This window comes from Labedaea rhizosphaerae (genome assembly GCF_004362825.1).
GTDB classification, from domain to species: Bacteria; Actinomycetota; Actinomycetes; order Mycobacteriales; family Pseudonocardiaceae; genus Labedaea; species Labedaea rhizosphaerae.
This window is the reverse complement of record NZ_SNXZ01000003.1, coordinates 636,499-646,124: the sequence shown is the minus strand read 5'-3', so window position 1 is coordinate 646,124 and position 9,626 is coordinate 636,499. Positions and strand designations below refer to the sequence as shown.

General features: G+C 69.2%; 11 protein-coding genes. 7 read left to right on the top strand and 4 right to left on the bottom strand.

From position 1 onward, the window contains the following. Positions 1-27 precede the first annotated feature (27 nt). Entirely contained in the window at positions 28-903 is an 876-nt protein-coding gene (locus EV186_RS20140; RefSeq protein ID WP_133850864.1) for a trypsin-like serine protease, read from the bottom strand. A 120-nt stretch (positions 904-1,023) separates the two neighbouring features. Here EV186_RS20140 and EV186_RS20135 point away from each other — a divergent pair, with 120 nt between their 5' ends. The 6 genes from EV186_RS20135 to ehuA all read left to right on the top strand — a co-directional run bounded on the left by EV186_RS20135 (position 1,024) and on the right by ehuA (position 7,259). Next, positions 1,024-3,045 (top strand): protein meaA, encoded by a 2,022-nt coding sequence (locus EV186_RS20135; protein ID WP_133850863.1) that lies wholly within the window; start codon positions 1,024-1,026, stop codon positions 3,043-3,045. 19 nt (positions 3,046-3,064) lie between these two features. Further along, positions 3,065-3,985 carry a transporter substrate-binding domain-containing protein gene (locus EV186_RS20130; RefSeq protein WP_133850862.1) on the top strand — a complete coding sequence of 307 codons (921 nt, stop codon included), beginning with the start codon at positions 3,065-3,067 and terminating at the stop codon, positions 3,983-3,985. A gap of 226 nt (positions 3,986-4,211) precedes the next feature. Continuing rightward, on the top strand, positions 4,212-5,111 hold the full coding sequence (gene ehuB / locus EV186_RS20125) for an ectoine/hydroxyectoine ABC transporter substrate-binding protein EhuB (protein ID WP_133850861.1): 900 nt from the start codon (positions 4,212-4,214) through the stop codon (positions 5,109-5,111). A gap of 9 nt (positions 5,112-5,120) precedes the next feature. Beyond that, complete coding sequence (ehuC, locus tag EV186_RS20120; RefSeq protein ID WP_133850860.1) at positions 5,121-5,834, top strand: ectoine/hydroxyectoine ABC transporter permease subunit EhuC; 714 nt, start codon at positions 5,121-5,123, stop codon at positions 5,832-5,834. After that, positions 5,831-6,490, top strand: a complete 660-nt coding sequence (gene ehuD / locus EV186_RS20115) for an ectoine/hydroxyectoine ABC transporter permease subunit EhuD (protein WP_133850859.1) — start codon at positions 5,831-5,833, stop codon at positions 6,488-6,490. Before ehuC ends, ehuD begins: the two co-directional genes overlap by 4 nt. Continuing rightward, the gene (ehuA, locus tag EV186_RS20110) at positions 6,471-7,259 is read left to right on the top strand and encodes an ectoine/hydroxyectoine ABC transporter ATP-binding protein EhuA (RefSeq protein ID WP_243754154.1); all 789 of its coding nucleotides are present in this window, start codon (positions 6,471-6,473) and stop codon (positions 7,257-7,259) included. Before ehuD ends, ehuA begins: the two co-directional genes overlap by 20 nt. On the opposite strand, the gene EV186_RS40715 is transcribed toward ehuA, so the two are convergent. Continuing rightward, positions 7,246-7,443, bottom strand: a complete 198-nt coding sequence (locus EV186_RS40715) for an SbtR family transcriptional regulator (protein ID WP_341815329.1) — start codon at positions 7,441-7,443, stop codon at positions 7,246-7,248. The two genes, ehuA and EV186_RS40715, sit on opposite strands and share 14 nt — an antisense overlap. A 3-nt stretch (positions 7,444-7,446) precedes the next feature. After that, positions 7,447-7,980 carry a cysteine hydrolase family protein gene (locus tag EV186_RS20100; protein WP_133850858.1) on the bottom strand — a complete coding sequence of 178 codons (534 nt, stop codon included), beginning with the start codon at positions 7,978-7,980 and terminating at the stop codon, positions 7,447-7,449. Between the two features lie 71 nt (positions 7,981-8,051). Here EV186_RS20100 and EV186_RS20095 point away from each other — a divergent pair, with 71 nt between their 5' ends. Beyond that, a complete protein-coding gene (locus EV186_RS20095; RefSeq protein ID WP_133850857.1) occupies positions 8,052-8,999 on the top strand; it encodes a GlxA family transcriptional regulator in 948 nt (315 codons plus the stop codon). On the opposite strand, the gene EV186_RS20090 is transcribed toward EV186_RS20095, so the two are convergent. Continuing rightward, positions 8,996-9,616, bottom strand: coding sequence for a LysE family translocator (locus EV186_RS20090; protein ID WP_133850856.1), 621 nt, complete (start codon positions 9,614-9,616; stop codon positions 8,996-8,998). The genes EV186_RS20095 and EV186_RS20090 overlap by 4 nt on opposite strands. Positions 9,617-9,626 lie beyond the last annotated feature (10 nt).

The window sequence follows — 9,626 nt, the reverse complement described above, 5'->3', positions numbered from 1 at the left end:
AAGGCGATCAGGCAGGCGGAAAGGCGATCAGGGCAGGGCGACGAACGGCGCGAGGAACGTCCGCGCGCTGACCGTGTCCGTCCGGTACGTCACGTTTGTCGCATAGCACGGCGAGTCGCCGGTGATGGTCGTGGCGACCAGGACCAGCTTGCCGCCCAGCACGGCGAAGTTCGGGCCGCCGGAGTCGCCGTAGCAGGCACCGCCGTTGCCCTGCGGTGCGGTCATCTGCAGGCGCAGCCAGGTCTTGGTCAGCGCGTTGAAGCTGACCGGCGCCTTCATCCGCACGCCGCCGCCGGGGTGGGTCTGCCCGCCGGGCCCGTTCACGGCCTCCTGCGTGCCGTAGCCGACGACCTCGTACTTGGTCGCGTCGAGCGCCTGGGGCCCGAGTTTGCCGAGCTGGTTCGCGGTCGGCAGGGTGGCCGGGGTGAACGACCAGCGGGCCGCCATCGCCGCGGCGGGCACCTGGACGACCGCGATGTCGTGCGCGTCGGCCTGCGTGCCCGGGTAGCCGGGGTCGGTGTGCGCGACGCCCTCGACGGCGATCTGGGCGCCCACGGCGGCCGGGTCGCCGGGGTGCTGGGCCAGCGCGGCGTCCAGGGCCGACTGCACGTCCTGGTCGAGCGAGACGTAGAAGCGCACGCCCGCGGGCCAGTCGGAGGTGCAGTGGGCCGCGGTCAGGAACGTGTCGCGGTCGACCATCGTGCCCGAGCACACCCAGTCGATCCGGTCCGGCGTCGCCGGGTCGCCGTCGTTGTCCCACTGGGCGATCAGGGCGCCGACCTCGGTGCGCTCGGGGGCGGGGCTGGCGTTGTAGGAGTTGATGGCCGAGGCGGATCCGGCGAACGTGACGGTCGCCGCGACCGTCAGCGCGGCGGCGGCAGCCGCGGCTGAGGACAAACGCATGACAGGCCTCCGAGAGGAATGGGTAGGAGCATCAAACACCGGTCTGTGAGCAATGGCACCGCTGCTGAATCGGTTACTCACCAGTACCCTGCTGAGAAAGCCGGTTAACGGAGGTTCACCGTGCCGTATCCGACCGACCACGAGCGCGACCGTCCCTGGGTCATGCGAACGTACGCGGGCCACTCCTCGGCCGCCGCGTCCAACGCGCTGTACCGGCGCAACCTCGCGAAGGGCCAGACCGGGCTCTCCGTGGCCTTCGACCTGCCGACGCAGACGGGCTACGACCCCGACCACGAGCTCGCCCGCGGCGAGGTCGGCAAGGTCGGCGTGCCCGTGAGCCACATCGGCGACATGCGGCAGCTCTTCCAGGACATCCCGCTCGCCGAGGCCAACACCTCGATGACCATCAACGCGACGGCCATGTGGCTGCTCGCGCTCTACGTCTCCGTGGCCCAGGAGCAGGCCGAAGCCGACGACAAGGACTGGCACGAGGTCGTCGCGAAGCTCGCGGGCACCACGCAGAACGACATCATCAAGGAGTACCTCTCCCGCGGCACCTACGTCTTCCCGCCCGGCCCGAGCCTGCGCCTGATCACCGACATGGTCGCGTGGACGGTCGCAGAAGTGCCCCGCTGGAACCCGATCAACATCTGCAGCTACCACCTGCAGGAGGCCGGTGCGACGCCGGTGCAGGAGGTCGCCTACGCCATGTGCACGGCCATCGCCGTGCTCGACGCGGTGCGCGACTCCGGCCAGGTGCCCGCCGATCGCTTCGGCGACGTCGTCGCCCGCATCTCGTTCTTCGTCAACGCGGGCGTGCGGTTCATCGAAGAGATGTGCAAGATGCGGGCGTTCACCCAGCTCTGGGACGAGCTCACCCGCGAGCGCTACGGCATCGAGGACCCCAAGCAGCGCCGGTTCCGCTACGGCGTGCAGGTCAACTCGCTCGGTCTCACCGAAGCCCAGCCGGAGAACAACATCCAGCGCATCGTGCTGGAGATGCTCGCGGTGAGCCTGTCCCGCGACGCGCGGGCGCGGGCGATCCAGCTGCCGGCGTGGAACGAGGCGCTCGGCCTGCCGCGCCCGTGGGACCAGCAGTGGGCGTTGCGCATGCAGCAAGTCCTCGCCTACGAGACGGATTTGCTGGAGTACGAGGACATCTTCGACGGCTCGCCGGTCATCCAGTCCAAAGTAGACGACATCTTGGCCGGCGCGCGGGCGGAGATCGACCGCGTGCAGGCCATGGGTGGCGCGGTCGCGGCTGTGGAGAGCGGCTACATGAAGACCCAGCTGGTTGGTTCGCTCGCGGCTCGCCGTCGCCGGGTCGAGTCCGGCGACGAGATCATCGTCGGGGTCAACAAGTTCGACACCACCGAGCCCAGCCCGTTGCAGGCCGAGGGCGCGAAGGCCATCGAGACCATCGACCCGATCGTGGAGCAGCAGGCCGTCGAGGCCATCCGGAAGTGGCGCGCGAACCGCGACGCCGCCGCGGCCGAGGAAGCCCTGCGCGGCTTGCGTGACGCCGCCAAGACCGACGCCAACCTGATGGACGCCACGGTCGCGTGCGCGCACGCGGGTGTGACGACCGGCGAGTGGGCGGGCGCGTTGCGTGAGGTGTTCGGCGAGTACCGGGCGCCCACGGGCGTGGCCGGCGCGACCGGGTCCGGCGAGGCCGCCGAAGAGCTCGCCGCGGTGCGGGAACGGGTGGCCGCGACCGGCGAGGAGCTGGGCGAGCGGCTGCGCATGCTGGTCGGCAAGCCCGGCCTCGACGGGCACTCCAACGGCGCCGAGCAGATCGCCGTGCGGGCGCGCGACGTCGGGTTCGAGGTGATCTACCAAGGCATCCGGCTCACCCCGGACCAGATCGTGGCCGCCGCCGTGCAGGAAGGCGTGCACGTGGTCGGGCTGTCGATCTTGTCCGGCTCACACCTGGAGATGGTGCCCGCGGTCGTGGAGGGCCTGGCCAAGGCGGGAGCTTCGGACATCCCCGTGGTGGTGGGCGGGATCGTGCCGCCGCAGGACGCGGAGTACCTGCGCGCACACGGTGTGACAGCCGTGTTCACGCCGAAGGACTACGACCTGACGCAAATCATGAATGGGATCGTCGACGTGGTGCGAAAGGCACACACCGCGGGCGCGTGAGGGCATAGTCTGACCGACCATGAACGACCTCAGCCGCCGGCGGTTGTTCCGCGCGGCCGGTGGACTCGCAGTGCTCGGGCTCGCCTCCGCGTGCACCAGCACGGTGTCCGGGAGCCCGGTGCCCGTGCCGCACCCGACCCCGGTCCAGCCGCCCACGCCGCCGAACCGGCTGGCGAAGGCGAGGCAGGAAGGGGTGGCGGTGCTGGCCGTCACCGACGCGCGCCCGTTCTCCTACCAGGACTCGTCGGGGCTCACCGGCGAGGTGGTGGAGGTGAGCAAGGCCGCGTTCACCGCGCTGGGCATCCGCGCCGTGAAGTTCGAGCTGACCGGCTACGAAGCGGTGCAACAGAAACTCGCCACGATGGCGGCGGCGGGCGACGACAGCATCGCCTGCTTCGGTGGCGCCTTGATCTTCGAACCGAGCATGTGCCAGACAACCGATCCGGTCCCCGACTTCCAGTACAAGATCGCCTTCGGGGTGCAGAAGGGCAACCCGAAGAAGATCACGACAATGGACGACGTCATCAAGGGCAAGCGGTCGTGTGCGGTGCTGACCGGGACCCCGCTCAAGGAGCAGTTGCAGGCGGCCGGCGTCACCTCGCTCCCGTCGTTCGCCAGCCCGATGGACGCGATGAAGGCGGTCGCCGACGGCCGGGCCGACTGCTTCCCGTTCTACGACATCTCCTTGCGGTTGTTGGCATCCGATAACCCGGTGGCCGGCGTGGAGGTGGTCGGCAGCACCGAGATCCCGGGCGTGCAGCCGATGGTCGCCGGGTTCCAGTTCATCAAGAACGAGGACACCAGCCTGCGCGACGCGTTCGCCGCGCAGCTGGAAACCATGCGCCAGGACGGCCAGTGGCTGCAGATCGCCGGCCGGTTCGGGCTCAACCAGGACAACGCGGTGCCGCAGGACTATTCGAACGGGCAGTTCTGCCACTGACCGCGTGAAACGATTCGAGCGGCGTTCGCCGGCCACTCGGATTGGGACAAGTCGGGGCGGAATTTTGTGCTGCCCGCGAAAAGGCGTCACGTATTACGTTCTGGTAACAGCCGGTGTCCGCCAACGGCCTTCCTTTGACCCGATCGGACTATCGCCCCTACGTTCGCTGAACACCCAACTGACGACTCACGTGACTGGTTGACACGCACGAAAAGGGGCAGACGCGATGACAGGCGAGATTTGGACTCGCAGAGACTTCTTCCGGCGATCAGCGGCGTTCGGTGCCCTTGCCGTCGTCGGGCCGGCGGCGCTCGCCGCGTGCAGCAAGGTCAACACCGGACCGGTGACCCTCGACAGCCTCAAGAGCGCGGGCAAGATCAAGATCGGCATCGCCGGTGAGCAGCCCTACGGGTTCACCGACGCGTCGGGCAAGGTGACCGGCGAGGCGCCCGAGGTGGCGCGCGCGGTCTTCAAGAACCTGGGCGTGGCGAACATCGAGGCGCAGCAGGTGAGTTTCGACTCGCTGATCCCGAGCCTCAACGCCCACCAGTACGACATGGTCGCCGCGGGCATGAACATCAAGCCCGACCGGTGCGGCCAGGCCGCCTTCTCCGTCGCCGACTACTCGGCCAAGACGTCGTTCCTGGTCAAGAAGGGGAACCCCAAGGGCATCAAGACCTTCGACGACGTCATCGCCAAGAAGGCCAAGATCGCGGTCCTCAATGGAGCGGTGGAACTGGGCTACGCGACGGATTCCGGCGTGCCCGACGGCATGATCACCAAGGTCGAGACCCAGGACGACCTGCTGCGCCAGGTGAAGGACGGCCGCGTGGACTGCGGCGCGCTCACCGACATCTCCCTGCACGACGTGGTGAAGAAGAACCCCGACGCCGGTCTCGAGGTCACCGAGGGGTTCGACCCGGTGATCAAGGGCAAGAAGGTGTTGTCGGCCGGCGGTTTCGTCTTCCGCAAGGACGACACCGACCTGCTGAAGGCGTTCAACACCGAGCTGAAGAAGCTGCAGGGCAACGGCGAGTGGGTGAAGATCGCCTCGCCGTTCGGCTTCAGCCAGGCGAACGTGCCGACCGCCGAGGTCACCACCGAGAAGCTCTGCCAGTCCGGCTGAGTCCCGCCGATGTTCGACAACTTCGGGTTCTTCTTCCCCCGCATCCTCGAGGGGCTCCCGCAGACCGTCTACGCCACCCTCGGCGGCATCGCGCTGACGATCGTGCTGGCGCTGGTCGCGGGTCTGGCCATGCTGTCGCGCCTGCGCGTCGTGCGGTTCGTCGCGCGGGTGTACGTGGAGGCCTTCCGCGGCACCTCCGAGGTGGTGCAGCTGTTCTGGATCTACCTGGTGGTCCCGATCCTCGTGGGCTTCCAGGTGGTGCCGCTCGCGGCGGGCATCGCCGTGCTCGGGTTGAACCACGGCGCGTACGGCGCCGAGATCGTCCGCGGCGCCGTGCAGTCCGTGCCCAAGGCCCAGGTCGAGGGTGCGGTCGCGCTGAACTTCACGCCCGCGCAACGGTTGCGGCGCGTGGTGCTGCCGCAGGCGTTCGTGGAGATGTTGCCGCCGTTCAACAACCTGTTCATCCAGTTGCTGAAGAGCACCGCGTTGCTGTTCTTCATCAACGTGCCGGAGATGACCCGGCAGGTGGAGGTGTTGCGGCCCAACTTCGGTGAATCCCTCGCGACGATGTACGGGATCATCCTGGTGCTGTACCTGCTGCTCGCGATCGTGATCACGGGCGTCATGCGCTGGCTCGAACGGGCGGCCGCGCGCCGGCTCGGCCGGCGCCCGCCGTCGCGGACCAGCGCGCTGGCCAAGGTGAGCGCGGGAGGTGTGGGATGACCTGGGATTGGGACTACGCCCGGGAAGTGCTGCCCAAGCTGCTCGAAGGCCTGCTGGTGACGTTCGAGGCGACGGTCGTCGGCTCGCTGATCGCCTACGTGCTCGGCTTGGTGTTCGCGTTCATCCGCCGCTCGCGGATCCCCGTGCTGAGCCAGGTCGTGTGGCTCTTCGTGGAGTTCGTGCGCAGCACGCCGCTGCTGGTGCAGGTCTTCTTCCTTTACTACGTCCTGCAACCCGAGCTCGGTCTGTTGTGGACGTCCTTTCTCACCGGTTCGATCGCGCTGGGCGTGCACTACGCGTGCTACACCGCCGAGGTCTACCGGGCCGGGATCGACGCGATCCCGGTGGGGCAGTGGGAGGCGGCGACCGCGCTCAGCCTGCCGCGCAGCCGCGTGTGGCTCGGCGTGATCCTGCCGCAGGCGGTGCCACGAGTGCTGCCCGCGCTGGGCAACTACACGATCTCGATGTTCAAGGAGACGCCGCTGCTGATCGCCATCGGCGTGGTCGACCTCGTCGGTGAGGCGCGCGGGGTGGGTGCCCAGAGCTACCGTTACGTCGAGCCGTTCACCATCGCCGGCTTGTTGTTCTTGTTGTTGAGTTATCCCGCGTCGATCCTGGTGCGGAGGTTGGAGCGTCGTGTCAACCGACAGCACTGATCCCACGATCACGTTCGATGCCGTCACCAAGCGCTTCGGTGCGCACGTGGTGCTGGACGAGCTGAGCTTCACCGTCGACCCGGGCGAGTTCGTGACGCTGATCGGGCCGAGCGGGTCCGGCAAGACCACGATCCTGCGCCTGCTGATGACCCTGGAAAAGGTCGACGGCGGCACCATCTCCATCGATGGCGAGTACCTGAGCCACATGGAACGCGGCGGCAAACTGGTGCCCGCGGACGAAAAGCACCTGAGCAGGGTGCGCCGACGCATCGGCATGGTGTTCCAGCAGTTCAACCTGTTCCCGAACATGTCGGTGCTGCGCAACATCACCGAAGCACCGACCCGCGTGCTGGGCCTGTCCAAGGGCGAGGCCGAGGCGCGCGCGGTCGACCTGCTGGACATGGTCGGCTTGTCGGACAAGGCATCCGCGCACCCGACGCAGTTGTCGGGTGGTCAGCAGCAGCGCGTGGCCATCGCTCGCGCGCTGGCCATGCGCCCGGACGTCCTGCTGCTGGACGAGGTCACCTCGGCGCTCGACCCGGAGCTGGTGGCCGGGGTGTTGAGCGTGCTCAAGGAGATCGCGTCCACAACGGACATCACCATGCTGTGCGTGACGCACGAGATGCAGTTCGCCCGCGACGTCTCCGACCGCGTGATGATGTTCGACAGCGGCCGGGTCATCGAGGACGCGGTGCCGGAGAAGCTGTTCACCAGCCCGGAACACGACCGCACCAAGGAGTTCCTCAGCGCGGTCCTCAACCGCGCCTGACCGCGGGCGGCCGCAGCCCGTCCATCAGGAGGTCCAGCAGGCGACCGGCCTTGGCGTCGTGCTCGGGCCGGGGGGCCACGGTGAAGATGCCGATGAGGGCCGCGGCGATGTCTTCGGCGGTGACGTCGCCGCGCAGGTCGCCTGCCGCCCGGCCGCGGTCTTCGCGCCGAGATCCACAGGACAGTGCCTAGACGAGTTCCTTGGTCCGGGCGATGCGGGCGAAGCCGCCCGCGTGCAGGTTGACCGCGGTGGCGGCGGCGAGCTGGTCGGCGGTCAGCGTCTCGCCGTCCGGGCCCTGGGCGTCGAAGGTGAACGTGGCGTCGATGGCGACCGTGACGTCGTAGCCCAGGTTGCCGCCGACCCGTGCCGTCGTCTCGACGCACCAGTTGGTCTGGATGCCGGCGAGCACGAGGTCGTGGATGCCGCGCTCACGCAGCCAGCGGTGCAGGTCCACCGAGCCGTGGAAGGCCGAGTTGACCTGCTTGGTGAACATCAGTTCCGAGCGCACGCCGTCGAGCACAGGCAGGAAGTCGTTGCCCGGCTGGCCGGGGCGCAGCGGTGATTCCGGCTTCGCCGAGTCGTGCCGGACGAGGACGATCGGGCCTGCCCAGGCATCCAGCAACGTGGTCAGGTTCGCCTCGAAGTCAGGGTTGTTGCGGGGCGGTTGGGCCGGGTCGTAGAAGCCTTGCTGGACGTCGATCACGATCAATGCGGTGGTCATGCCGTCCACGGTGCTCGCCCGCGCCACGCGTGGGGAGATGCCGGATAGGCGCGATGCGGTACTTTCCTGCCATGGACACCATCGGCGTCGTGCTGCTGCCCGGCAGCCGCCTGTTCGACTTCGCGGTGGTCAACGAGGTGTGGGGCATCGACCGCACGGATTCCTGCGTGCCGCGACACCGGCTGCGGATCTGCGGCGCCGGCCCGGTCGCGTTGCACCCGGCCGGCCTGGCCGAGCCGTCGCACGACCTGACCGGCCTGTCCGAATGCGACCTGGTGGTGGTCCTCGGCCGCGCGGACCCGTTGGCGGAGGTTTCCGCCGAGGCCGTGGCCGCCCTGCGGTCGGCCCACGACCGCGGCGCCGTCGTGGCGTCGTTGTGCTCCGGCTCGTTCACCCTCGCTGCCGCGGGCCTGCTGGACGGCCGTTGCGCCACAACGCATTGGCGCCTGCTCGACGACCTCGCGCAGACCGCTCCCGGCGCGGTCGTGGTCCGCGACGTCCTGTTCACCGACGACGGCGGCGTGCACACCTCGGCCGGTGTCGTCGGCGGGCTCGACCTCTGCCTGCACCTGGTCCGCTCGCGTGACGGCGCACAGGTCGCGGCGCAGTTGGCGCGCCGGCTGGTGATGCCGCCCGTGCGCGAAGGCGGCCAGGCCCAGTACGCGGAAACACCGGTGCCCACGCGTCCGCGTCGCGGCGACATCGCGTCCACAGTGGACTGGGCGATGGCCCGCCTGGCCGACCCGATCGGCGTGCCCGACCTCGCCGCCCACGCAGGCCTGTCCGAACGCGGCTTCCACCGCGCCTTCGTCGAAGCCCTGGGCGCGACGCCAGGTCGCTGGCTGCTGATGCAGCGGCTGCGCCATGCCCAGCGCCTGCTGGAAACCTCGGACCTGTCGGTCGACCGCGTGGCCGCCCGCAGCGGCCTGGGCACGGCCGCGAACCTGCGCCGCCGCATGCGCACCGAACTCGGCACCGGGCCCGGCGCCTATCGCCGAACCTTCCGCGTCGGCGCTTAGCCAGTCGACGCCACCACGCGGATCCCCAGTGCCACAAGGACAACGCCGGTCACGCGTTCGAACACCACTCGCACCCGCCGTCGGGACAGGAGGGAACCCAGGGCGCCGACGCCGAGGGAGAACAACCGCCACCACAACACGGCAACGCCGAGGAAGGTGGCGGCGAGCACAGCCGACGTGGTGAGCCGGGGCTCGGATTCGCCGATGAACTGGGGGAGCAGCGTCAGGAACAGCAAGGCGATCTTGGGGTTCAGGATGTTGCTCAGCACGCCCTGCCGGAACGCATCACCGCGGCTGACTGCTTCGTGGGGCATCGATGGCGTGCCGTGGTCGCGGAACGAGCCGCGCAGCGCCATGGCGCCGAGGTAGATCAGGTACACGCCACCCGCGATCCGCAGGACCGTGTACGCCGTCGCCGAGGCGGCCAGGATCGCCGAGAGGCCCAGCACGGCGAGCGTCGCGTGGACGGTGATGCCCGCGCAGCAGCCCAGGCCCGTCCACCACGCGAGGCGCGACCCGCCGCGGACGCCGTTGCGCAGCACCAGGGCCATGTCCGGCCCGGGCGTGACGGTCAGGACGGCGACGACCAACAGGAACGCGACGAGGTGGTGCGGCACGCCGTCACGG

Excerpts from the sequence above, each read along its gene's own strand:
- EV186_RS20140 (WP_133850864.1), bottom strand. The coding sequence starts at position 903 with ATGCGTTTGTCCTCAGCCGCGGCTGCCGCCGCCGCGCTGACGGTCGCG.
- EV186_RS20130 (WP_133850862.1), top strand. The coding sequence starts at position 3,065 with ATGAACGACCTCAGCCGCCGGCGGTTGTTCCGCGCGGCCGGTGGACTC.
- ehuB (WP_133850861.1), top strand. The coding sequence starts at position 4,212 with ATGACAGGCGAGATTTGGACTCGCAGAGACTTCTTCCGGCGATCAGCG.
- ehuC (WP_133850860.1), top strand. The coding sequence starts at position 5,121 with ATGTTCGACAACTTCGGGTTCTTCTTCCCCCGCATCCTCGAGGGGCTC.
- ehuD (WP_133850859.1), top strand. The coding sequence starts at position 5,831 with ATGACCTGGGATTGGGACTACGCCCGGGAAGTGCTGCCCAAGCTGCTC.
- EV186_RS20100 (WP_133850858.1), bottom strand. The coding sequence starts at position 7,980 with ATGACCACCGCATTGATCGTGATCGACGTCCAGCAAGGCTTCTACGAC.
- EV186_RS20095 (WP_133850857.1), top strand. The coding sequence starts at position 8,052 with ATGGACACCATCGGCGTCGTGCTGCTGCCCGGCAGCCGCCTGTTCGAC.